Annotated in this window: 19 protein-coding genes; 6 read left to right on the plus strand and 13 right to left on the minus strand. The window is 68.6% G+C overall.

Annotated features, from left to right (window positions below):
* Positions 1–55: 55 nt before the first annotated feature.
* The 9 genes from E5CHR_RS16700 to E5CHR_RS16740 all read right to left on the minus strand — a co-directional run bounded on the left by E5CHR_RS16700 (position 56) and on the right by E5CHR_RS16740 (position 9,693).
* Entirely contained in the window at positions 56–1,771 is a 1,716-nt protein-coding gene (locus E5CHR_RS16700; RefSeq protein ID WP_232062083.1) for a tannase/feruloyl esterase family alpha/beta hydrolase, read from the minus strand.
* A 174-nt stretch (positions 1,772–1,945) separates the two neighbouring features.
* The gene (locus tag E5CHR_RS16705; RefSeq protein WP_162580890.1) at positions 1,946–2,854 is read right to left on the minus strand and encodes an SDR family NAD(P)-dependent oxidoreductase; all 909 of its coding nucleotides are present in this window, start codon (positions 2,852–2,854) and stop codon (positions 1,946–1,948) included.
* 28 nt (positions 2,855–2,882) lie between these two features.
* Complete coding sequence (locus E5CHR_RS16710) at positions 2,883–3,821, minus strand: 3-keto-5-aminohexanoate cleavage protein (RefSeq protein WP_162580891.1); 939 nt, start codon at positions 3,819–3,821, stop codon at positions 2,883–2,885.
* Positions 3,822–3,842: 21 nt separating this feature from the next.
* Positions 3,843–4,562, minus strand: coding sequence for an ABC transporter ATP-binding protein (locus tag E5CHR_RS16715; protein ID WP_162583752.1), 720 nt, complete (start codon positions 4,560–4,562; stop codon positions 3,843–3,845).
* A gap of 11 nt (positions 4,563–4,573) precedes the next feature.
* Positions 4,574–5,329, minus strand: coding sequence for an ABC transporter ATP-binding protein (locus E5CHR_RS16720; protein ID WP_162580892.1), 756 nt, complete (start codon positions 5,327–5,329; stop codon positions 4,574–4,576).
* The gene (locus E5CHR_RS16725; RefSeq protein WP_162580893.1) at positions 5,326–6,609 is read right to left on the minus strand and encodes a branched-chain amino acid ABC transporter permease; all 1,284 of its coding nucleotides are present in this window, start codon (positions 6,607–6,609) and stop codon (positions 5,326–5,328) included. The genes E5CHR_RS16720 and E5CHR_RS16725 overlap by 4 nt, the downstream gene beginning before the upstream one ends.
* Before the next feature lie 4 nt (positions 6,610–6,613).
* Complete coding sequence (locus E5CHR_RS16730; RefSeq protein ID WP_162580894.1) at positions 6,614–7,555, minus strand: branched-chain amino acid ABC transporter permease; 942 nt, start codon at positions 7,553–7,555, stop codon at positions 6,614–6,616.
* A 48-nt stretch (positions 7,556–7,603) separates the two neighbouring features.
* On the minus strand, positions 7,604–8,845 hold the full coding sequence (locus tag E5CHR_RS16735) for a branched-chain amino acid ABC transporter substrate-binding protein (RefSeq protein WP_162580895.1): 1,242 nt from the start codon (positions 8,843–8,845) through the stop codon (positions 7,604–7,606).
* A gap of 56 nt (positions 8,846–8,901) precedes the next feature.
* A complete protein-coding gene (locus tag E5CHR_RS16740; RefSeq protein WP_162580896.1) occupies positions 8,902–9,693 on the minus strand; it encodes an SDR family oxidoreductase in 792 nt (263 codons plus the stop codon).
* Positions 9,694–9,907: 214 nt separating this feature from the next.
* Here E5CHR_RS16740 and E5CHR_RS16745 point away from each other — a divergent pair, with 214 nt between their 5' ends.
* A complete protein-coding gene (locus E5CHR_RS16745) occupies positions 9,908–11,863 on the plus strand; it encodes a helix-turn-helix domain-containing protein (protein ID WP_162580897.1) in 1,956 nt (651 codons plus the stop codon).
* A 19-nt stretch (positions 11,864–11,882) separates the two neighbouring features.
* On the opposite strand, the gene E5CHR_RS16750 is transcribed toward E5CHR_RS16745, so the two are convergent.
* Positions 11,883–13,544, minus strand: coding sequence for a carboxylesterase/lipase family protein (locus E5CHR_RS16750; protein ID WP_162580898.1), 1,662 nt, complete (start codon positions 13,542–13,544; stop codon positions 11,883–11,885).
* 95 nt (positions 13,545–13,639) lie between these two features.
* Positions 13,640–14,620: a Bug family tripartite tricarboxylate transporter substrate binding protein gene (locus tag E5CHR_RS16755; RefSeq protein ID WP_162580899.1), complete on the minus strand. Its 981-nt coding sequence runs from the start codon at positions 14,618–14,620 to the stop codon at positions 13,640–13,642.
* A 225-nt stretch (positions 14,621–14,845) separates the two neighbouring features.
* Between E5CHR_RS16755 and E5CHR_RS16760 the strand changes: the two genes are divergently transcribed.
* The 4 genes from E5CHR_RS16760 to E5CHR_RS16775 all read left to right on the plus strand — a co-directional run bounded on the left by E5CHR_RS16760 (position 14,846) and on the right by E5CHR_RS16775 (position 21,073).
* Positions 14,846–15,769, plus strand: coding sequence for a LysR family transcriptional regulator (locus tag E5CHR_RS16760; RefSeq protein ID WP_162580900.1), 924 nt, complete (start codon positions 14,846–14,848; stop codon positions 15,767–15,769).
* 141 nt (positions 15,770–15,910) lie between these two features.
* Entirely contained in the window at positions 15,911–19,279 is a 3,369-nt protein-coding gene (locus tag E5CHR_RS16765) for an acetate--CoA ligase family protein (protein WP_162580901.1), read from the plus strand.
* Positions 19,280–19,337: 58 nt separating this feature from the next.
* Complete coding sequence (locus E5CHR_RS16770) at positions 19,338–20,444, plus strand: alpha/beta fold hydrolase (RefSeq protein ID WP_162580902.1); 1,107 nt, start codon at positions 19,338–19,340, stop codon at positions 20,442–20,444.
* Positions 20,445–20,557: 113 nt separating this feature from the next.
* Positions 20,558–21,073, plus strand: coding sequence for a tetratricopeptide repeat protein (locus E5CHR_RS16775; protein ID WP_162580903.1), 516 nt, complete (start codon positions 20,558–20,560; stop codon positions 21,071–21,073).
* Positions 21,074–21,097: 24 nt separating this feature from the next.
* Here the strand turns inward: E5CHR_RS16775 and E5CHR_RS16780 are convergent, their stop codons facing one another.
* Positions 21,098–21,697 (minus strand): 2'-5' RNA ligase family protein, encoded by a 600-nt coding sequence (locus E5CHR_RS16780; protein ID WP_232062084.1) that lies wholly within the window; start codon positions 21,695–21,697, stop codon positions 21,098–21,100.
* Positions 21,694–23,040 carry an MFS transporter gene (locus E5CHR_RS16785; RefSeq protein WP_162580904.1) on the minus strand — a complete coding sequence of 449 codons (1,347 nt, stop codon included), beginning with the start codon at positions 23,038–23,040 and terminating at the stop codon, positions 21,694–21,696. The genes E5CHR_RS16780 and E5CHR_RS16785 overlap by 4 nt, the downstream gene beginning before the upstream one ends.
* A 171-nt stretch (positions 23,041–23,211) precedes the next feature.
* On the opposite strand from E5CHR_RS16785, the gene cyoA reads away from it, so the two are divergent.
* Positions 23,212–24,270, plus strand: coding sequence for a ubiquinol oxidase subunit II (gene cyoA, locus E5CHR_RS16790; RefSeq protein ID WP_162580905.1), 1,059 nt, complete (start codon positions 23,212–23,214; stop codon positions 24,268–24,270).
* Positions 24,271–24,311 lie beyond the last annotated feature (41 nt).

Raw genomic sequence — 24,311 nt, forward strand, 5'->3', positions numbered from 1 at the left:
CGGCCTGGAAGCCCGACGCAAGCAGTGGCGGAGGCGGTGGCGGCGCTTGACGCCTCTACTGGCTCGCGCAGGTAAAGGAGGCAGCGGCGTTCACGTCGCCCGAGCCGCTGTAGCGTGGCCACGTCGGGTAGTCGCACAGGGGGCGCGTGCGTCCGGGCACGCCGACCGTGTCCCGGGTCACCTGCGCCTTGGGCGCGACACCGGCCTCCGCCCATTGCTCCAGCGCGGTGAGCGAGTCCCAGGTGCCGTTGAACTGGCTGCTGACCGCATGCCCGAGCCCCGGAACTTCGTAGTAGCGCGCGAAGCTGTCCACCCTCGCCTGCCCGAACTGCCGCACGAGTCGCGTGTAGTAGTCGGCTGTGGCGCGCGAGCTGACCAGCACATCCTGCAACCCGTGGGCGAGCAGCAGCTTGCCGCCACGTTCGACGAAGCCCGAGATGTCCGTGGACTGGTCGATCATCCGGCTCAGCACGCCCCAGCGCTCCGCCAGTGGGCTTGCGCTTTCGGGATTGAAGCTCAGCGGATTGAAGGCCAGGTCGCGGGTGATGATGTTCTTGAGCACCTGGTCGAGCTGCTGGCTGATGTACGGCGCGGTGGTCGGCATCGGGTTCGCCGGCTGGCTGCTGCCCAGGTTGAGGAAGGTCACGGTCGGCTGGACCGCAGTGGTGATGGACGCGATGCCCAGGTCCGCGCCCCAGACGTTGTAGCCGGGGTAGCCCGTCTCGCCGCTCGCCAGCGCGAAGCCGAACCGGGCCGGCCCGTTCATCGCCTTGAGCGCTTCGATCTGCGCATCCGAGAGGCAGGTGTCGGCGGTGTCCGCGCCGTCCGGGCAGCGCAGCGGCGCGCCGTTCAAGGTGGCGGTGGCGGGATCGAAGCTCGCGTCACAGGCGTTCTGGTTGCTGACGAGCCCGTCGGTGGCGCCGTCCAGCGCATCGCAGGCCTGCATGGCGGCCTGGAAGAGCGCCAGCCGCTTGGGAGCGCTGGGATAGGCGCCCGGCCTCGACAGCGCGAGCGTGGCCTTCTGGCCGCCGAGCATCGCCGAGGCCTGGTTCCACGCCGGGTACCAGGCGATGGCGCCGTCCCAGTCGCCGGGCCAGCGCTGGATGCTCTGCAGCGCTTCGCGCCCGCCGGTGGAGCCGCCGGCGAAGTAGGACTTGGTGGGCGCGGCCGCGTAGCGGGCCTTGATCAGGAACGCGGCCGCGTCGTGCGTCTTCTTGAGGGCGTCGCCGCCCCAGTTGCGCAGGGCCTCGTCGTTCAAGCCGAACGAGCCGTCCAAAGAACCCTTGGCGCCTGCCTGGTGCCCGGAATCGCTCGCGAACACGGCATAGCCGCGCGCGAGCGGCAGCGGCCGGTCCGTCGGGCCGTTGGGGACGTTGCCCACGACGTTGGGGATAGAGCCGTCGAAGCCGCCGCCACCAACCATCAGCGCCTTGGTGTTCCAGCTGGTGGGTAGCGCCACGCGGAACAGGATCTTGGGCGCAGCCGCATCGACGGGCGAGATACTGCCGGACACCAAGCAATGCTCGGGAACCGCCGCAGCACCCGTGCCGCTCGGGGCGACGACGTTGGCTGCGGTCACCGTTCCTCCGCTGGAGGGCAGGCCGATGGCCGACGCGGGGATCTCTATGCCGGCGAGCTGCGCGCAGCTGCGCGGGAGATACACCAGGAAGGGCAAGCCTGCGCCACCGCCGCCCCCGCACGCGGTCAACAGCGCGGCGGCCATGCAGCTCAATGAAAGGCGCTTGCGCACCAGCACGTTCATTGCGTTCATCTTTGTCTCCGACTTTGTAGGTTTGAAGCGCGCGTGCAGGGACGACGGCGCCTAAAGAAGTCTGGCTACTGGCGGACCCCCGGCCAATGTCGTCTCGCCACACATGCCGACCCTCATCGATGTGCGCGCGCGTCATCGTGCCGGTGCCGATGCGGGACCACCCTGGGCCGCGCGTCAATCCGCGCGGGCGACCTCCATCGCGAGCCCGGCCTTGGAGAGTTCCAGCCGGTACTGTTCCCAGCCCGACGCCGGGACCATTTCGCCGCCGCGGGCGCGGATCTCGTCCAGCCGCGCGCGAACCTGCCCGGCGGCGTCTTCCTCGTCGTCGACGAAGATCCCGCGCGTCATCGTCACGCTGGCGCACTCGAAACTACCGGCGCCGGCCAGCAGGATCATCCGCGTCGGCGCGTCGTCGCCCACCAGCGCGACCAGGCCGGGGCTGACCTTTTCGGGGGCGAGGCCTGCCAGCGCCTCTTCGGGCAGGATGCCCGCGGTCATGCCGGTGGCCGCGCTGGGCGCCAGGCAGTTGACGCGGATGTCGTGTCTGGCGCCTTCCAGCGCCAGCGTCTGCATCAGGCCCACCAGGGCCATCTTGGCGGCGCCGTAGTTGGCCTGGCCGAAGTTGCCGTAGAGCCCCGACGACGACGTCGTCATCACGATGCGGCCGTGGTTCTGCGCGCGCATGGGGTCCCACACGGCCTTGGTGCAGTTCACGGCGCCCATCACATGCACATCCAGCACCAGCCGGAAATCGTCCAGCGGCATCTTGGCGAAAGACCTGTCCCGCAGGATGCCGGCGTTGTTCACGAGGATGTCCACGCGCCCCCACAGTGCGATGGCCTTGGCGACCATCGCCTCCATCTGGACGAAATCCCTGACGTCGCCGCCATCCACGATGGCTTCGCCGCCACGGCGCCGGATGTCTTCGGCCACCTGCGCGACGGACGACCCTTCGCGGTCGCCGCCGAGGTCGTTGACCACCATACGGGCCCCGTGCCTGGCCAGCTCGAATGCATGCGCGCGCCCGAGGCCGCCGCCTGCGCCGGTCACCACCGCCACCTTGTCCTGCAGATACTTGCTCATGGTCCTCTTTCAAAAAAAATGGGTTCGATCAGAAGGCAACCGCGTCCTGGCCCTTGAGGCCGAGCATCGCCCTCGCCTCCTGCGGCGTGGCGATCTGCAGCGATAGTTCTTCCAGGATGCGGCGGATCTTGCGCACCTGCTCGGCGCAGGACTGGGCGAGTTGTGCCTTGGCGAGGTACAAGCTGTCCTCCAGCCCCACGCGCACATTGCCGCCCAGCACCGCGCCCATCGTGAGCAGCGGCATCTGGTGCCGGCCGGCGCCGAGCACCGAGAAGCGATAGCGGTCGCCGAACAGCCGATCGGCCGTCGACTTCATGACGACGAGGTTCTCGGGGTCGGGGCCGATGCCGCCCAGGATGCCGAGGATGCACTGGATGAACAGCGGTCCCTCGATCAGCCGCTCGTCCATGAAGTGCGCGAGGTTGTAGAGATGGCCGACGTCGTAGCACTCGAACTCGAAGCGCGTGCCGCAGTCCTCGCCCAGCATCTTCAGGATGCGCTTGATGTCCCGGAACGTGTTGCGGAAGATCAGGTCTTCCATACCCTCGACGTACGGCTTCTCCCAGTCGTGGCGCCATTCCTTTATCCTGCGCGCAGCCGGATGGATGGAAAAGTTCATCGAGCCCATGTTGAGCGAACACATCTCGGGCTTGGCTTGCAGCGGGTACGCCAGGCGCTCCTCCAGCGTCATGCGCGTGCTGCCGCCGGTGGTGATGTTGATCACCGCTCCGGTTGCCGCCTTGATGTGCGGCACGAACTGGTCGAATACCGCCGGATCGGCCGTCGGCCTCCCATCGGCAGGATCGCGTGCATGCAGGTGCAGGATCGCCGCGCCCGCCTCGGCCGCCTCGATGGCCTGCCTGGCGATCTCCTGCGGCGTGAGCGGCAGGTACGGCGACATCGAGGGGGTGTGCACCGACCCGGTGACGGCACATGAAATGATGACCTTGTCTTGTGTGCTTGCCATTGAATGCTCCTTGGGCCTTGCTCAAACGGCCAGCCAGTCTGTCAGCAGCTTCTCGTCGGCGGCGAGCTGCTGCGGTGTTCCTTCGAAGACGATCTGCCCGTGCCCCATCACGCACACGCGCGTAGACACCTTCAAGGCAATCGCCAGCTTCTGTTCCACCAGCACCACGGCAACGCCCCGGCGGTGCATGTCCTCGATGCACTCGCCCACGGCCACGACGATCTTGGGCGCGAGCCCTTCCGTCGGCTCGTCGATCAGGATGAGCTGCGGGTTGCCCAGCAGCGAGCGGCAGATCGTCAGCATCTGCTGCTCGCCGCCGGACAGGCTGCCGGCCTTGGTGTTGCGGCGCTCCTTCAGGCGGGGGAAGTACGCGAACATGTCCTCCACGGTCCAGTGCGTGGCGCCTCCTGTGGGCGGCTGCTCGCCCATGCGCAGGTTTTCGTCGACCGTGAGGTTGGCGAAGACCTCCCGCTCCTCGGGCACGTAGGCGATGCCCGAGCGGCAAATGGCATAGGGTCGCTCGCCGGTGATGTCGCGCTCGCCCAGTCGGATCTGCCCGCCACTGGGCGTCACCAATCCCATGATCGCCTTCATCGTGGTCGAGCGGCCCGAGCCGTTGCGCCCGAGCAGGCTGACCACCTCGTTGCGCCCCACCTCGAAGCTCACGCCATGCAGGATGTGGCTCTTGCCATAGTGGGCGTGCACCGCGTCGAGCGCCAGCAGCGTCGATGCCGCATTCATCGTCGTGCGACTCATGCCGACACCTCCTCACCCAAATACGCTTCCTTCACGGCGGCGTTGCGGCGGATCTCGTCGGGCGTGCCGGTAGCGATCACCTCGCCGTAGACCAGCACGCTGATGCGGTCGCTGATAGCAAACACCACCTGCATGTCGTGCTCGACGATCAGGAGCGCGCGCCCGCGCGTCACGGAGCGGATCAGCTCCGCGGTGTACGCCGTCTCCTCGTTGGACATGCCGGCCATCGGCTCGTCCAGCAGGATCGCCTTGGGATCGGGGGCGAGCGTCATCGCGATCTCCAGCGAGCGCTGCTCCGAGTAGGGCATCTCCCCCGCGATGGTGGTGGCGCGGCGCTGGAGCCGCACCTGCTCCAGCAGCCTTTCGGTCTCTTCACGGATGCGCGCATTGCGGGCGACCAGCTTCCACAGGTTGTTCTCCAGCCCGTGCGGGCGCATCACCGCGAGCCGCAGGTTCTCGAAGACCGTGAGCTTCGGAAAGATGTTGGTGATCTGGAACGAGCGGGACAGGCCGAGCCGGTTGACCTCCTGCGGCGGCTTGCCGTCGATCCGGCGGCCGTCGAACACGATCTCGCCCTCGGTGGGTGCGAAGTGGCCCGAGATAAGGTGGAACACGGTGGACTTGCCCGCGCCGTTGGGTCCGATCAGCGCATGGCGCTCGTCCGCGCGCAGCTCCAGGTCCACGCCGCGGATGATCTCCGTCGGGCCGAACGACTTGCGCACGCCGCGCAGGCTCAGGATGGTGTCGGTCACAGGGCCACCTCCGCGCCACGCGCCGCAGTGCTCATGCCGCGTTCGCCCGCTGCCTGAAGCGCTTCGACACCCCGGCGCACGGCATGGACCAGCGCCCCGCCACAGGCCAGAAGCGCCGCCGGGAGCACCCACGTCAGTACATCGGACGGCAGCCACGAACGGCCGAACAGCGCGATGGCCGGCCACGGCGCACCGGGGTTGGCGCCGGCCAGGGCGCGGTAGTCCTGCGAGAACATGCGCTGCAGCAGCTCCACGGTGAACGCGGTCCCGGCCGTCAGCAGCGCCGCGGCCGCGACCCACGCGAGCAGCACGGGCACCAGCCGCGCCACGCCGATTTGCCGGCGCAGTTGCGACGACGCGCGGAACAAGCCGGCCAGTCCGTCCGGCATGAACAGCATCACCAGCACGAAGAGCGTGCCCTGGTAGAGCAGCCACGACTGCGTCAGGTCCGACACGGCGTAGCCGAAGAAGGTCATCAGCGAAGCGCCCAGCGCTGGGCCGAGGAACACCTTGACGCCGCCGATGTAGGTGTTCAGCACGACCGCGGCCGACAGCTGCGCATCGAGGACGACGTAGTTGGCCGCCTCGTTGCTGATCACCTGCAGGCCGCCGGCGATGCCCGAGAACATCGCGGAGATGGAGAACACCAGCACGCTCAGCCGGTGCACGTCGTAGCCGAGAAAGCGCAGCCGGTGCCCGTTCTCGCGCAAGCCCAGCGCGAGCCGGCCGACCGGCGTCAAGGTGTACACGTAAAGGAGCGCGAGGGACACCAGCACCCATGCCAGCGTCAGGTAGTACACCTGCGTGGTCGAGCCGAAGTTGAGCCCCATCGAGGGCATGCGCATCGACGAAATGCCCGCCTCGCCGCCGAACAGGCCCTTGAGGTGCGGCGCCAGCGCATGCAGCAGTTCCGCGATGGCCAGCGTGATCATCGCGAAGTAGGTGCCGGTGCGCTGGGTGGCGAACCAGCCGGCAATGGCGCCGATCGCCAGGCCGCCCAGCCCACCCGCCAGCGGCAGCAGCGGGGTCGGCAGCAGCCCGGTCCCGCCGAGTGCGTTCATGGCATGGACGGTCGCGAACGCGCCCACGCCGAAGTACGCCGCATGGCCGAAGGACAGCATGCCCGCCTGGCCGCACAGCACGTTGTAGGCGCTGGCGAACAGCGCCGCGATCAGCATCTGGATGGCGGCATTCACCAGCCCCTGAGACAGCAGCAGCGGCACGCAGGCCAGCAGCAGCACGGCCACACCGACGCCGATGACACGCGAGAGCGAGGTCATGGTGTCAGCCCTTCTCGCCGAGCAGGCCGCCGGGCCGCACCAGCAGGATCAGCAGCATCAGCGCGAACGGGATCGTTGCGGCCAGGCTCGACACCTTCAGCGTCAGCAACCCGCCCACGCCTTCAGCCCAGGTGCGCTCGCCCACCAGCGCGAAGGCGTCCGCCAGCGTCGCATCGACCGCCACGGCCAGCGAGGTGATGATGCCGATGAGCAGCGAGGCCAGCATGGCGCCTTCCAGCGAGCCGAGGCCGCCGACTACGACCACCACGAAGACCATCACGCCCAGCTCCAGCGCCATGTTGGGATTGGTGGTGTAGAACGCGCCCGCCACCGCACCCGCCAGCCCGGCCAGCGCCGCGCCGACGCCGAACACGCCCATGAACACCAGCGGCACGTTGTGCCCCAGCGCCTCGGCCATGCGGGGCCGGTAGATGGCCGAGCGCACGACGATGCCGATGCGCGTGCGCGTGAGCAGCAGGTAGATGGCGACGAACATCGCGACCGCCACGGCGCCCATCAGCAGCCGGTACACCGGATAGTCCGAATGGCCCAGCGTGAAGGCGGCAAAGTCCAGCGACTTCGGGATGCGGTAGTTGACCGGGTAGTTGCCGAAGAACAGCTTGACCAGCTCGGCGATGATGAACGACAGCCCGAAGGTCAGCAGCAGCTCGTGTGCGTGGCCGTGGCGATGCACCCGCCGCAGGAAGAACCGCTCCCCCACCGTTCCGACCAGGCCCACCAGCAGCGGCGCCAATGCCAGCGCGCCGAAGAAGCCCAGCACGTCCTGCAGCGCGTAGGCGAGGTAGGCGCCCAGCATGTAGAACGAGGCATGCGCGAAGTTGAGGATGCCCATCATCCCGAAGATGAGCGTGAGGCCGGCCGAGACCATGAACAGCAGCAAGCCGTAGATGATCCCGTTCAGCAGCGAAACGATGAAGGTGTCCATGTGCCTTGATTGCAAGTGGGCCGGCCGCGCGGGCCGGCCGACGGTGGATCAGGCGGGCCGCTGCATCTTGCAGCTGGCCTGCGCGGGCGTGGACGCTTCGGCGGCCGAGAACAGCTTGACCGGCTTGAAGCCCATGTCCGTGTCGTCGGCCTTGTACCTGGCGTCCTTCGCCACGGTGGAAACCACCATCGGCAGCTGCACCTGGTGATCGGCCGCGCGCATGCTCATCTCGCCGATCGGCGTCTTGATCTTCGCGGTCTCGATGGCCGCGGCCAGCGCATTGACGTTCAGCTTGCCGCCTTCCGCCTTCACGCGCTTGAGGGCATCGGACACCATGGCCAGGCCGAAGACGGTCTGCGGCTCGGTGGCGGCGGGCAGGTGCCCGGTCTTGGCCTTGTAGTCGGCGACGAAGCGTTCGCCCTCCGTGCCGCCGGCTTCGGCATTGAAGGTGTGTGCGACGAAGTGGCCGATCGCCAGCTCGCCCGCGTTGGCGATGTTGCCCGGCTGGTCCAGGAAGATGGTGCCGAAGCGCGCCTTCAGGCCCGCGGCCTTGGTGGCCTTCATCAGCAGCAGCAGGTCGTTGGACCAGTTGCCCGTCATCACCGTGTCGGCCTTAGCCGCGCCGATCTTTGCCACGTAGGGCGCGAAGTCCTGGATCTTGTTGACGTCGTGCAGCGTCTTTTCCACCACCTGGTAGCCGCCAAGCGCGGCGTTGTCGGAGATGGCCTGTTCCATGTCCTGGCCCCAGGAGTAGTTCTGGTTGATCGCATAAACGCGCGATCCCAACGCGTTGGCCTGCTTCATTGCCAGCACCAGGGCCTTGGTGCGGACCTGCGCGTTGCCGCTGAAGCGGAAATGGTGGAAGTGGCACTTGTCGCCGGTCAGCTCCAGCGCCTCGGCGCCGACGTTCACGTAGATCATCTCCTTGCCGGGATTGCGAAGGTTGTGCTTGCGCACATCCTCGGTGATCTGGCCGCCGACCGCCGACGAAGCGCCCTGCACCACGACGTGGACGCCATCCGCGACGGCAGCCTTCAGCTTGTCGGCCGCACCCGCCGGACCGCCCTGGTTGTCATACTCGAGCAGCTGCACCGGCTGGCCGTTCCAGCCTCCTTCGGCGTTGATCCGCTCGATCGCGTACCGGGCCGCCGCGCGGTAGGTCTGGCCGGACGCGGCCTGCGGCCCGGACAGCGTTTCGATAACGCCGATCTTCACGGGGTCGGCGAAGGCCGCACCCGAGGCCATGCAGGCGGCGATGGCGGCGAGGGATAAATGGCGAAGCGATTGCATCTGGGTCTCCTTTTGAATTGAATGGGGCCGAAGGGGCGCCCGCGGGCACCCTTCACTTACAGGTACTCGACGTTGGCGTCGACGCTCACCGCTTGCCCGGTGACGTTGCGCGCCGCCGGCGCGCAGAGGAACAGCGCCATGGCGGCCACGTCCTCGGCCCTCACCATGCGGCGCAGCGACATCTTCTGGATGTACTGCTCGCGCACGACGTCCGCGCTGAGGCCGGAGGCCGCCGCCCGCGCCGCCATGACAGCGTTCATGCGATCACCCTCCACCGTTCCGGGCAGGATGGCGTTGACGCGCACGCCGTGCGGCCCGAGTTCGATCGCCAGCGACTTCATGAGGCCGACCACCGCCCACTTGGTGGATGCGTAGGGCGTGCGGTACGCGTAGCCGAGCCGGCCCGCCACCGAGCTCATCGCTATGACGCAGGGATGGGCCTTCGACGCCTTCAGCAGCGGGATCGCCCGCCGCGCGAAGAGAAACTGGCTGTTCAGGTTGACCGCCACCGTGCGCTCCCACATCACGGCATCGATGCTTTCGATGGCAGCCGTGGGCCCGGCAATGCCGGCGTTGTTGACGAGGACGTCCAGTCCGCCGAGCGTACCGCGGACATCGTCGAAGACGAGGTCGACTTCGCTCTCCACGGCCGCGTCGGCCATGCTGCTGGTGATACCGGGAATCTCGGTGGACAGGCGGTCCAGGGCCGCCCGGTCGATGTCGCACACATGCACGTGCGCGCCGGCTTCGCTGAAAGCACGTGCCACCACCGCACCGATGCCGCTGGCGCCGGCCGTCACGAGCACTCTCAGGCCAGGTTCGGGCCTGAGCGAATCAAGAATGTTCATGGCGTGACTTTCGCCAACCGGCGGCCTGTATCCAATGTCTCGCCGCCACACTGCCTCGCGGCTTCCGGTGTGCCCGGAAGACTTCGCGAAAACCCTAGCTGCCGGCGTTCGCCCGCGCGCGGCAGTGCATGCCAATGCGCCGCGCCGGAAGCGCGAGGCTCTGCTAGCCTCTGCCCCCGCTGCTGGAAGTTCAGGCAGCGCAAGGAGCAAACGAATGGCAAGCGAGGTGGGTTCGGAGAGCATCGAAGAGATCGGCTGCGACCTCATCAGGATGCTGCACCAGGGCGCGTCGGCCGACGAATTCGCGGCGCGGCTCGCGCAGGTCGAGGCACTGGCCGCCCAGGGCCCAGGCCGCTCGGGCTGGGGCGAGCTGGTGCGCATGGCGATGGGCGTGCGCAACCGGCTGGACCTGTGGCAGCAACGCGAAAGCGGCATGCTGACCGTGATCGAATCGGCGCGCGAGCTCTCCAGCCGACTCGACCTGAAGGAACTGCTGCGCGCCATCGTCTCGCGCGCGCGCAACATGCTGGGCTCGCAGGTGGCCTGGCTGTCGACCTACGACCCCGAGCTTGCCGCCTTCCACGTGCTGGCCACCGACGGCGCGCTGGCGCAGAGCACCGGGGACATGGTGGCCGGGCGCGGCCTCGGCATCGTCAGCGTTGTGCTGGCCACGCGGCTGCCCTTCACGACGCCGGACTACCTGCACGACACGCGCTTCCCGCACGACGATCAGCTGGACGCCACCTTCCGCGACGAAGGCATCGCCGCCGTGGTGGGCGTGCCGATGCTTTGGGAGGACGAGGTCATCGGCCTGCTCTTCGTCGCGGACCGCTACCACCGCACGCACACGGCGCAGAGCATTTCCATCCTGTCCACCCTGGCGACGCATGCTGCCGTGGCCATCAAGAACGCGCGGGCCTTCGAGCAGTCCAGCGCGGCCGTGAAGAGCGCCGAGGCCGCGCGGGCGGAACTCGAGCACCATGCCCGCAAGGTGCAGGCCGCCGCCGAGGCGCACGAGCAAATGACGACGCTGCTCGCCAAGGGCGCATCGCTCGCGACGCTGTGCGAGTCGGTCGCCGGCCTGATGGAAAGCAGCGTGCTGGTCCTGGACGAGGCGGCGCAGGTCATCGCGCGCGGCACCGCACCCGGCTACACGGGATCGGGCGCGGAGCACTACGCGCCGCACGGCGACAACAGCAGCGCACTCGCGAGCGCGCTGCGCCACAGCCGCCAGTTGGGACGCTCCGTGGTCGCCTACGCGGCGGACGGCGAGTCCTGCAGGGTCAACGCGGTGATCGGCGGCGACGACGTGCTCGGTTCCGTCCTGCTCTTTCGCCGCGGCGAGCTCGACGAGATGTCGGTCCGCACCTTCGAGCGCAGCACCAGCATCGTGGGCATCGTCCTGCTCTCACGCGACCGGATGGAGGCGACGAAGACGCGCGACCTCTCGACGCTGCTGCGCTCGCTGCTATCTCCACGGCAGGACGACCTGGCGATCCTCTGCGAACGCGCGGCACGGTTCGGCGTCGATCTTTCCCAGCCAAGCTCACTGATGCTGGTGGATGTCGGCGAGCCTCATGCGGGCCATGCCGCACGCCGCCTGCGTGCCGCGAACCTCCTGCCGCATGCCCTGTTCGACGACATCGAAGGCGTGCTCACCGTTCTCTGCGCGACAACGCGGGCCGAGGACGTGCGCCGGATCGTGACGGAGCATGCCAAGGCCGGGTTTCCGGCCGACCACCGCGGCATCCTCTCCAGGCCGCTTTCCGGGCCCGCGGACATCCCGGCGGTGTACGTGACGCTGCGGCGCGCGCTGCCCGTGCTGCGCCGCATCGGCGTTCAAGGCCACGTGGTCGGCCAGAACGAGATGGCGCTGTACGCCACGCTCTTCGAGACGCACGACCAGGCGAGCCTTGCCGCGTTCCTGGAGGCGACCATCGGCGCACTGACGGCGCACGACCAGAAGCGCGGCTCGGAGTTGGCGGCGACCCTGCTCAACTACTTCGACAGCAACCAGAACGCGAAGCTGACCGCCCAGCGCCTGGGCATCCACGTCAACACGGTGCGCCAGCGCCTGGCCACCATCGAGGACCTGATCGGCCACTGGGGCAATGCCACCCGCGCGCTGGAGATCCACATGGCCCTGCGGCTGTGGAGCCTCAGCGGCTAGTGCGCTGTGCGCGTGCTGCTCACCGGGCGGAGATGCGCGCGGCCTCCGGCGTGGCGTCGAACACGATGCGCGCGGGCCACGGGCGCCAAGCCGTCCCGAGCGCGGGGTGGTTCGGGTCGCCGCTGTGCGCGAACGCACCCAGGCTTTTCATCATGGCTTGCGACAAGGCCATGCGGCCGGGGCGGTTGGCCTTGGTGAAGGAGATGTTCGCGAACAGCGAGGGGCCGAAGTTGCCGAAGACGAAAGGCAAGTCGAACGCGTGCGCCGCGCCGAAGATGTCGTCGAAGGGCCTGGGCAGCTCGTCCCAGTCGAACTGGTAGAGCCAGACCGACGACTGCTGGCTCTGCAGCGCATTCAGCATGTCGTCGCGGATGGCCGTGAACCAGATGCGGTTCAGCTCCTGCGCGCGGGCATTGAAGCCGGTGACCGGCGTGTTCACCGGCAGGTACTGCGCCGGAATCCAGTCTTCGAGGCGCGTCGCGGGCGGGCCTTCAGGGTCGTACGCGTGGGCAATGGAAAAGACCCGCGCATCGTCGATGAGGCGCCCGCTCACGCCGCCCAGGCTGGGCCGCAGCGCGAACAGGCCCGGGAACAGCTTGGTCTCGTCGCGCGTGCTGCCGGCGAGCACCGGCACCTTCACATAGTGGCCGGCGCGGACGCCCGCGACCGGGTCGGTCGCCACCACCGCCCCATCCGGGATCGGGTTGGACGCCGACATGCCGAGCGGCGCGAGCCGCGTGCGGACGGTGGTCAGCAAGGCATCGGGCGACTTGCCGCGGAGGTACTCGGCGATCTGCTGCGGCGTGCGGCCGGCCAGGTAAACCTTGGCCGCCGCCTCGTCCGGCACCGAGCCGTCGGCGATCAGCGAGTGCGCCAGCAGGGCCTGGCCGCGCGTGGCCCACACGGAGGATGGGAGCACGCCCGGAATGGAGCCGGGCGGAAGCGTCGCGGCCGTGGACAGGCCGCCGCTGAGCGCCACCACGCGGTGGAAGAGCTGGGGCGATCGGCCGCTCAGCATCGGCGAGCTCATCAGCGCGTACACGTTGACCGCGCCGGCCGATTCGCCCATCAAGGTGACGCGTCCCGGGTCGCCGCCGAACTCGGCGATGTTCTTTTGCACGAACTCCAGCGCTTTCATCAGGTCCAGCAGTGCGAAGTTGCCGGAATTGTCCGCAGCAAGGCCGGGCTTGAGCGCGGCGAGATTCAGGAAGCCGAAGATGCCGAGGCGGTAGTTGACCGACACCACCACCGCGTCGGCAGTGCGCGCGAGCATGGCGCCGTCATACACCGGGTCGGCGGTGTACCCGGTGATGTTGCTGCCGCCGTACACCCACACGATGACCGGACGCGGTGCAGCCGGACGCGCAGCCGGCTCCCAGATGTTGAGGGTCAGGCAGTCTTCGGAGCCCAGCGTCTGCCCGAGCGTCGCGCCGATGGTGGCGTCGTACCGGTTGTTCAGGCCGGGGCCATAGAGGCGCCCGGTCTGCACGCAGGCCGGGCCGAAATCCGTCGCGCGGCGCGTCGTGGCCCAGGCCTCGGGATCGACGGGTGCCCTCCACCGCAGCGGGCCCACGGGCGGCTTGGCGAAGGGCAGGCCCTTCCAGCTGTAGGTCCCCGTGGCCGCGCGATCGTCGGTGCCGGCCACGGGGCCGAAGCTCGTGTTGCGCTGGGTCGCGGACATCGTGCCCGCCATCAAGGAGCAGGCCTGCAGCACCAGGAGCGCCGCCCCTGTGCACAGGCTTCGAAAGAGGAACGAGGCGAAGCGCGTCCGCACGGCTATTCGCCCTTGATGCCGGCCTTGGCGATCAGCTCGCCCCACTTGCGGGACTCGTCGTCGATGAACTTGCGGAACTCCGCTGCGCTGCTGCCGCTGGGCTCCAGGCCTTGCGCCAGCAGCTTCTGCTTGATGTCCGGGGCCGCCAGCGCCTTGGCCGTTGCGGCCTGCAGACGATCGACCACGGGCTGGGGCGTGGTGCCCGGCACCATGAAGCCGTACCAGCCGGAGGCCACCACGCTAGGGAGGCCTTGCTCGCGCAGCGGCGGCGCGTCCGGGTACAACGCGCTGCGCGTCGTCGAGGCCACGCCGAGCACGCGCAGCTTGCCGGCCTGAATGTGCGGCAGGGCTGTGGTGATTGCCGTGAGGGTCGCATCCACGCGGCCCGCAAGCAGCTCGGCATAGGCCGGCGCATCGCCGCGGAAATGGACGATGACGCCCCTGATGCCGGCGTCCCGGAGCATCAGTTCGGCTGCCAGGTTGGGCTGAGAGCCGGCGCCGGGCGAGCCGATGTCCAGGCCGCTGGGCTTGGTCTTCCCGTGGGCGATCAGGTCCTGCGCGGTCTTGAAGCCCGAGTGCGCATTCACCACCAGGAACAGCGGCGCCATCGCGACCAGCGCCACCGGTTGCAGATCCTTGCGCGTATCGAACTTCTGCTTGCCGTACAGCGCTTCCGCGGTCGCATACGGTGCTGCGGCATAGAGCACGGTGTAGCCGTCGCCCGGGGCATGCGCCACGAGTTCGTTGGCCAGGCGCGTGCCCGCGCCCGGCTTGTTCTCGACGACGACCTGCTGCCCCAGGTTCTTGCCCAGGTACTCCGCCAGGATGCGGGCCGAGATGTCGTTCGCGCCGCCCGCGCCGTAGGGAGAAATGAGCCGTATCGGGCGCGACGGCCACGCATCCTGCGAGAAGGCGAACGATGCGGGGCCGGCCGACAGGCAGGCTGCGGCGGTGCCCAGCAGGGACCGGCGTGTGAACTTCATGATGTCTCCTCGAATCGGGCTGTCACGGCAGCCTGGGAAGCAACGCTAAGGCGTATCGGGGCTATCGGGCAAGACGCTTTTTCCGAGCAACCTATCGGATTGCCTTATAAGTGCCCACGCTGCCGAGCACCGCCGCTGCTGCGGGCGCATGCAAGGGCAAGTTGTCATTGCGGCTGACCTATCATCTGCGCCGATAACTGTCGCGGGTGCGATGGAGGCTTCGGGATGACGATGCATGTGACGCTGCGCCAGTTGCAGGCCTTCGTGGCCGTGATGGAGGCGGGCAGTTTCTCGGAAGCCGCCGAGGCGATGCACCTCTCGCAGGCGGCACTCAGCGGCCTTATCCGCGAGCTCGAAAGCCGCGTCGGCGTGCGCCTGCTGGACCGCACGACGCGCAGCGTGTCGCCTTCCGCGGTGGGCGAGGCGTTCGAGCCCATGGTGCGGCGCGTGCTTGCCAGCCTGGACGAAGCACTCGACAGCCTGAGCAACCTCAAGGACCTGCGGCGCGGCGTGGTCCGGCTGGCTGCGCCGGAGCCGCTGTCCTGCACCTTGCTGCCGGAGCTGATCGCCAGCTACACGGCCCGTCATCCGGGCATCGACGTGCGCTTCGAGGACGTGCCGATCGAGCTCGTCCTGGCCGGGCTGCAGAACGGCAGCACGGATGTCGGCTTCGGACCGGCAGGCGTGGCGGCGGACGACGCCATCGAGGCACACGTGCTATGGGCCGACCCGCTGTGGGTGGCCCTGGCGCCGGGTGATCCGCTGGCGGAAGCCGCCTCGGTGAGCTGGAAGGATCTGCGCGCCACGCCGGTGGTCAACTACATGCCGAACTTCTCGCCGAACGTGCTGAGCCAGGTGCCGGTGCGCAACCATCCGCGCAAGATCGTACCCGTGCACCGGGTGAACACCGCGCTGTCGATGCTGCAGGTCATGCGCGGCGCGGTCGTCTGCCCTTTCATCACAGAACCCTTCGTGCGTGGCTTCGGGCTGGCTTTCCTGCCGCTGCTGCAGCCGCAGGTGAGCTGGCGCGTGGCCATGTTCGTGCGCCGTGGGCTGTCCGTCTCGCCGGCGGTGGAGAGCTTCCTGCGCTTCGCGCGCGAGTTCACGCGCGAGAAAGCGACCGGCAGCGCCGTCGGCCGCGGCCGCTAGAACTTGGGGCGCCCAACCCGCCTCCGCAACGCGTTCTGATAAATCGGCGGCGGTTATCAATCTGTCGGAAATCTCAGTTTGTCCGATAGCTCATCGGCCGCTATCTTGCGCAGCTTCATCCCTCCACCACCGAAGCAAACCGTGGCCACGCCAGACCTGGACTCCTTCTTCACGCCCCGCGCCATCGCCATCGTGGGCGCCTCCGCCACGCCCCGCAAGATCGGCGCGGCGCCCCTTCGCTACCTCCTCGACCACGGCTACGCGGGAGAGATCTACCCGATCAACCCGACGGCGCCGGAAGTGCAGGGCTTGCGCGCGTACCGCAACCTGCGCGAGGTGGGCCGGCCGATCGACCTCGCGATCTTCGCCATCCCTGCCCAGCTGACGGAAGCGGCCCTGGAAGATGCGATCGCCGCCGGCGTCGGGAACGTCGTGATCTTCACCGGCGGCTTCGCGGAAACGGGGCCGGAAGGCGGCGAGGCGCAGCGCCGCATCATGGCGCGCGCGCGTGCGCACGGCATCCGGGTGCTCGGGCCCAACTGCCTCGGTTTCATGAATGCGAGCCGTTGCGTCTACGCGACTTTTTCGCCGGTGCTGGCGACTGGACTGGCACCCTCGGGGTCGGTCGGCATCGTCACGCAGAGCGGCGCCTTCGGCGCCTACGCCTACGGAATGGCGCGCGAGCGCAACGTCGGGCTCTCGACCTGGATTGCCACGGGCAACGAAGGCGACATCGACGTGGCCGAATGCATCGCGTGGATGGCGCAAGACCCGGCGACGCGAGTCATCATGGCCTACATGGAAGGCTGCAACGACGGAGCGAGGCTCAAGCGCGCGCTCGGCCTGGCGCGCTCGGCCGGCAAGCCGGTCGTCATCGTCAAGGTCGGGCGCACGCCGCTCGGCGCCATGGCAGCAGCCTCGCACACGGCCGCACTGGCCGGCGACGATGCTGCCTTCGACGCCCTCTTCCGCCAGTTCGGGGCGTGGCGGGCCCGGACCATCGACGAGTTCTTCGATGTCGCGCATTGCCTGGCGGTGTCGGGCTTGCCGGCGAACGGCAAGGTCGGCCTGCTCACCGTCTCGGGCGGGGTCGGCGTGCTGCTCGCGGACGCGGCCGCGGAGGCAGGGCTCGATGTCGCAGCCATGCCCGAGGCGGCGCAGCAACGCATCCTCGCCCGCGTGCCTTTTGCAGCCACCCGCAACCCGGTGGACGTGACGGGCCAGGTCACTTCCGAGATCGACCTGCTCGAAGTGGCTGCCAACGCCATGCTCGGCGATGGCGGCTATGGCAGCCTGCTCGTGTTCCTCGCGGCCGCGGGCCTGACGCCCGCAATGCAGGAGATCCAGCTGAAGCTCGCGCGCGACCTGCGCCGCGATCTTCCGGGCCGGCTGGTGATGTTCAGCACCCTGGCCGACCCGGCGCAGCAGCGCGCGCTGGAACAGCTCGGCTGCCTCACCTTCACGGATCCGAGCCGTGCCATCCGCGTGCTCGCGGCGATGAACTTCTACCGCGAGCAAGGGGTGCACGCGGACATCGGCGCCGCCGGCACCGCAGGCACCGCAGGCACCGCCGTTAGCGCGGCCGGGTCCATCACGCTGCGGCCGGGCACCTACAACGAGGCCGATGCGCTGGACCTGCTGCAACGCCACGGCGTGCCCGTGGTGCCGATGCGCCGGGCGCAGACGCAGGGCGAAGCGGTTGCCGCCGCGCAGGAACTCGGCTATCCCGTGGCGATGAAAATCCTCTCCTCGGACATCACGCACAAGAGCGACGTCGGCGGAGTCGCACTCGGCGTCGCCGATGCGGGGAGTGCCCGCGCCGCCTACGACCGGATCGTGAATGCCGTCCGCAGCGCAGCGCCGGAGGCGCGGATCGACGGCGTGCTAACGGCAAGGATGGTGCGCGGCGTCGAATGCATCCTCGGCGTGCACCGCGATCCGGTCCTCGGCCACGTCGTGATGCTGGGCGCCGGCGGGGTGAACGTGGAGCTGCTGCGGGATGTCAGCTTCCGCGTGGCGCCGGTCGACCTCCAGCAGGCGCGCCGCATGGTCGGCGAGCTCAAGACCGCGGCCTTGCTGCAGGGCTTCAGGGGGGCGCCCAAGGCCGACATCGAAGCCCTCGCGCACGCGATCGTGCAGCTGTCGTCGTTCGCCGTTGCGGCGGGGGACAGCCTCGAATCCGTGGATGTGAACCCCTTCGCCGTGCTGCCGCAAGGCGAAGGGGCCGTTGCGCTCGACGCGGTTGTCGTCGGGCGATCCGCCGAGGCAGGCCCCACAACCGTGCGCGACCTGGTGATCGAGACGCTGCCGCTCTTCGAGATGGCGCGGATGCGGTCCGCGAACACCGCCCGACGGCATCCGATGGAAGGCTTCGCCGGCGACGGGCCGGGCTCCACGATGCGGTGGGTCAACCAGTTCACGCACACGCGCAAGCTGATCTCGCCCGACGACAAGGAAGTCGTGACGCCGAACAACGACACCTTGTTCACCAACGCATGGCTCGATCTCTCCGCGGGGCCCCTGGTCATCCAGGTGCCGGAAATGGGCGAGCGCTATTGGGTGCTCGGCTTCCTGGACGCATGGACCAACCCCTGGGCCTACGCCGGCCGGCGCACGACGGGGGGCGCACGGCAGCGCCTCTTCGTGCACGGCCCGAACTGGCAGGGGCCGGTGCCGGAGGGGATGCACCGCATCAGCGCGCCGGGCGACGACGTGTGGGTCATCGGCCGCATCCTGCTCGACCACGACGACGAGGACCTGGCGCAGGTTCATGCGCTTCAAGATGGCTTCGGCATCGTCCGGCCGGACGCGTCATCCGCGCTGACGCGGCTGGATGTGCTGATCGACGGCCGCCGTCCGGGCGTGCCGGGCGCCGGCGACTACCTGCGCGTGATCGAGCGCATGCTGGAGCGCAACCCTCCCCCGCGGCCGGTCCGCGGCTGGCCGCCAGCAGCGGCGGCGCTCGAGGAGTCGCTTCAACGCGCCTACGCCGAATTGCGCGAGGCGGACGCACGCTCCGAACTCGGCGGCGGCTGGACCACTGCCGTCCACGTGCGCACGCATTTCGGCGAGGACTTCGCCACCCGCGCCCGCGTCGCCCGCAACTGGATCGGCACGCTGGGCATCGAGGAGGCCATGTATGTGATGGCCGAGGTCGATGCGCAAGGCCGCGTGCTGGACGGAACACACCGTTACACGCTGAGGTTTCCGGTGACGGGCATGCCGGAGGTCGACACCTTCTGGTCGGTCACGCTCTACCGCCGTGAAGACTGCCTGCTGGCAAGGAACCCCATCGACCGGTACTCCATCGGCGACCGCACCCGCGGGCTGCTTCGCGATGCCGATGGCGGCTTGACGCTGGCGATCCAGGCGGACGACCCCGGCCCGGGAAAGAACTGGCTGCCCGCACCGGCGGGCGAGGGCTTCTACCTGACATTGCGGCTCTACCAGCCGCGCCGGGCCCACCTGGAGGGGACGTTCCGCTATCCACCGGTGCAGCGCGTGGACTGAAACAGGCCGGCCATCTGGTTTATTGACCTGCGGGGGCAAAGGTTCTTCACTAGCGGTTGTGCAGAAAGCGGCCCCGCCTCCCCTCGCCCCTCCACCCGCCAGGCAGCAGATCCGCTTCGCCCGCGGCCACGATGGCGTGCAGCTGGCCTACGCCGTCTGCGGCCAGGGCCCGCTGCTGATCAAGGCGGCCACCTGGCTATCGCACCTCGAGTTCGACTGGGAAAGCCCGGTGTGGCGCCATGTGCTCGAAGGGCTGTCCGCCAACGCCACCCTCGTGCGCTACGACGAGCGCGGCTGCGGCCTGTCCGACTGGGACCCGGAGGATCTGAGCTTCGACAGCTGGCTGCGCGACCTGGAGACGTTGGTCGACGCGCTGGGTGTCCAACGCTTCGGCCTGCTCGGCATCTCGCAGGGCGCGTCCATCGCCATCGCCTATGCCGCGCGGCACCCCGATCGCGTGAGCCACCTGGTGCTGCACGGCGGCTACGCGCGCGGCCGCCTGGTGCGCAACCCCACGCCCGAGCAGCGCGAAGAGGCCGAGACGATGCGCAAGCTCGCCGAGCTGGGCTGGGGCAAGCAGGACACGGCCTTCCGCCAGTTCTTCACCAGCCAGTTCATTCCCGGCGGCACACCCGAACAGCATCGCTGGTTCAACGAGCTGGAGCGCATCTCCACGTCGCCGGCCAACGCTGCGCGCTTCATGCGCGAGTTCGACCAGATCGACGTCGTCGCCCGTTTGGCCGAGGTGCGCTGCCCCACGCTGGTGCTGCACAGCACGCGCGACGTCCGCGTGCCCTTTGCCGAGGGGCGGCTGATCGCGAGCGCGATTCCAGACGCGCGCTTCGTGCCGATCGACAGCGGCAACCACCTGGTCATGGCGCACGAGCCGGCCTGGGCCCACTGGCTGGCCGAGGTGCGCCGCTTCCTGGGCGAAACGGCGCCCGTGCGCGACCCGATGTTCGAGACCCTTACCGCTCGCGAGCGCGCGCTGCTCGAACTGCTGGCCCAGGGCCGCGACAACGCCCAGATCGCGGCAACGCTCGGCTTGGCGGAGAAGACCGTTCGCAACCGCCTGACCAGCGTGTTCTCCAAGCTGGAAGTCGATGGCCGCGGCCGCGCGATCGTGCTGGCGCGCGAGTCGGGCTTCGGCAAGCTGAGCGCCTGAGCAAGCAGCGCAGGACTGTGGCGCGCAAACGTGGCGCAATTCTTCAAGACCACTTCGGGCATCGCTGCCTATCCTCGGCCTCAATCCTTCTTCTTCCTCGATGGGATCACGCCATGTTCACCAGGATCATTCACCTTGCCGCTGCCGCAGTTCTGGTCACGCTCGCGCTGCAAGCGCCGCCGGCACAGGCCGTCGACTCGGCCTCCCTGCCCTCTTCGATCCGCCTTGCCAACGCACGGGCCCTGATCGAGGCCAAGGACTGGAAAGGCGCCATCGCCGAACTGCAGGGCGTGGATGCCCCCAATGATGCGGACTGGAACAACCTGATGGGCTTCAGCCACCGCAAGGCGAAAAAGCCCGACTACGTCGCGGCCGAACGCTACTACGACACCGCCTTGCGCATCGAGCCGAGCCACCGTGGCGCACTCTCGTATTCCGGCGAGCTCTACCTGGTGCTCGACAACCTGCCGAAAGCCGAGCAGCGCCTGACGACGCTGAAGCTGGTGTGCAACAACGCCTGCCCCGAGCAGGAGCGCCTGGCCCAGGCGATCGCGCGCTACAAGGCGGCCGGCAAGTACGTGCCGGAGCCCGAAGAGCCGACGCCAGGCAGCGCGCGCCCCACACAGTGAACGCGCGTCACGCAACGCGCCGCTTCAGCCGTGCAGGGACCAGCGCGCCAGCACCTCGTGCCGGCCTTGGCCCAGCAGGCTTCGCACCAGCACGAATTCGTTCGCGGTCCAGGTGATCGGATCGACCGCGCGCCGGGCGACATGCGTGTCGTCGTACAGCAGCGTCAGGTGAGGCGTGTAGTGGGCGGCACCCCCGTCGGCTTCGCCGGCGCGGACCATCGCCTTGCAAAGGGCCTGCTGGAAGGCCTTCGCGGCGATCAGGCCGTCTTCGCCCAGCAGCACCAGGGGCATGTTGCTCGGCCTGCGGGAAAAGCTGCCCACGCAGTCGAAGCCAAGCTGCAACGCGGGGATGACCGCCAGCGCCTGGACGGCCGCGCAGGCCGCATCGACCAGCACCTGGGGCACGCCCGGAAACGCTCCCAGGTGGAGCAGCGTGACGTGGAAGCGCGAGGCGCCGAGCGACCTGCCCTTCAGCCCATGGTCGTGGCGCAGGTCCTCGATCAACCGCTCGATACGCGCGATGGCCGGTGCATCCGGCAGCAGCGCGAAGAACAGCCGGTCGGTGTTCGGCCGCTGGGGCGCCGCCTCCGAACGCTGCTGGGGCACGCCGTGCCCCGGGGTCACGACTCGTCGCCGCGCGCCTCCAGCGCGCGGTTGATGCTGAGCGCCGCCAGCGTGCACGCGGCGCCCGACAGCAGGTAGACGCTGACATAGGCCAGCCCGAAATTGGCCGACAGGCCCAGCGCCACCAGCGGCGCGAAAGCGGCGCCGATGAGCCAGGCCAGGTCGGCCGTCAGCGCAGCGCCGGTGTAGCGGTACTTGCGCGCGAAATTCGCCGTCACGGTGCCGGAGGCCTGGCCGTACGAAAGGCCCAGCAGCACGAAGCCGACGAGCATGAAAACGTCCTGGCCCAGCGTACCGCCGCCCAGCAGCGTCGGTGCGAAGCCGCTGAAGACCGCGATCATCACGGCCAGGGTGCCCAGGGTGCGGCGCCGGCCGACGCGGTCGGCGATCCATCCCGAAGCCACGATGCCGCCCGCCGCCAGGAAGGCGCCGACGATCTGGATCATCAGGAACTCGGTGATGGACTGCTCGGAGTAGAGCCGGATCCACGACAGCGGGAACACCGTGACCAGGTGAAACAGCGCGTAGCTCGCGAGTGCTGCGAATGCGCCGATGAGCAGGTTGCCGCCCTGCGTGCGAACCAGGTCGACCACGCTGGTGGGCTCGAGCTCGCCCTCTTCCATCAGCTGCTCGTACTCGTGCGTGACGACCAGCCGCAGCCGCGCGAACAAGGCCACCACGTTGATCGCGAAAGCCACGAAGAAGGCGTAGCGCCAGCCCCAGGCGAGGAAGTCGTCGAGCGACAGGCTGGCCCAGAGGAATGCGAACAGGCCGCTGGCCACCACGAAGCCCAGCGGCGCGCCGAGCTGGCCCAGCATCGAGTACCAGCCACGCCGGTTCGGCGGCGCGTTCATGGCGAGCAGCGAAGGCAGGCCGTCCCAGGAGCCGCCGAGCGCCAGGCCCTGCCCGACGCGCAGGATCGACAGCAGCACGATGGCCAGCGCTCCCGCACTCTCGTAGCCCGGCAGGAAGGCAATGCCGACGGTCGAGGTGCCCAGCATGAAAAGGGCAATGGTGAGCTTGGTGGCGCGTCCCCAGCGGCGCTGCACGTGCATCGAGATCACCGTGCCGATGGGCCGCGCAATGAATGCGAACGAGAAGATGACGAAGGCGTAAAGTGTGCCCTCCAGCCGCTGTTCGAAAGGGAAGAACAGGGCCGGGAAGACCAGCACCGAAGCGATGCCGTAGACGAAGAAGTCGAAATATTCGGACGCGCGCCCGATGACGACGCCGACGGCGATCTCGCCGGGTGCGACCTTCGAATGGTCGGCGGTGGTGAGCCGGGCATCCCTCTCGAGAGGGGCGGACGAGGGTTCGGGATGGGTGTGACTGATGCTGGACATCGCGGTGCTTTGGGTCAGGGAGCCTTGCAAGAGCCTTCAGGGTCGCATCAGATGCAGTTTTGCGCCATAGGACAAAACGTCCAATCGCCAAGCGCCCCCGATGGGGATACATTTTGCGCGCACTGGCCATTCGCGTTTTCCCGCGTTACGCGCTTTTCATCCCACCCTGGCATGTCACTCCTACCCACTCTCCGCCGGTCGGCCCTCGTCATTCTTGCCCTGCTGCTCGCAGGCTGCAACATGGTGGTGCTGAATCCGTCCGGGGACATCGCTGCCCAGCAGGGCCGGCTGGTGGTGATATCCACCCTGCTGATGCTGCTGATCATCGTGCCGGTGATCGCGCTCATCTTCCTGTTCGCGTGGCGTTACCGCCAGTCCAACACCGGAGCGACCTACAAGCCCGACTGGGACCATTCCACCCAGCTCGAGCTGGTGATCTGGGCCGCGCCGCTGCTGATCATCATCGCCCTCGGGGCCCTGACCTGGATCAGCACCCACACCCTCGACCCCTACCGGCCGCTCGACCGCATCGCCGAGAAGCGCGAAGTGCCCGAGGGCACCAGGCCGCTCGTGGTCGAAGTGGTCGCGCTGGACTGGAAGTGGCTGTTCTTCTACCCTGAACAGGGCATTGCGACCGTCAACGAAATGGCAGCGCCGGTGGACCGCCCCATCCAGTTCAAGATCACGGCTTCCTCGGTCATGAACTCCTTCTACATCCCCGCGCTGGCCGGCCAGATCTACGCCATGCCCGGGATGGAAACCAAGCTGCACGCGGTCATCAACCATCCCGGCGAGTACGACGGCTTCTCCGCCAATTACAGCGGCGCGGGCTTCTCGGGCATGCGCTTCAAGTTCCACGGCGTGCCGCATGCCGAGTTCGACAGCTGGGTGCAAAAGGCCAAGGCCGAGGGCAAGACGCTCGGCCGCGACGAATACCTGCAGCTCGAGCGCCCGAGCGAGCGCGAGCCGGTGCGCCGCTACGCCGGCGTCGCGCCCGGCCTGTACGACGCCATCCTCAACCGCTGCGTGGAGCCCGGCAAGATGTGCATGCGGCAGATGATGGCCGTCGATGCCACCGGTGGCGCCGGCAAGGCCGGGCTTTCGCCCCAGGCGCTGACCGAAGTCCCGCGCGGCGAGCAGGGGCGGCCGATGCGTACCGTCGCGACCGAGCTCTGCACGGCCGACAACCCGACCGGCGCACCGCTGCCCGCACGCACGGTCATCCAGTAACCCCGCCCCCGATCCCCAGAGGCCACCCGACATTCCAGGCG

The organism is Variovorax sp. PBS-H4 (assembly GCF_901827205.1).
In the GTDB taxonomy this organism is placed as follows: Bacteria; Pseudomonadota; Gammaproteobacteria; order Burkholderiales; family Burkholderiaceae_C; genus Variovorax.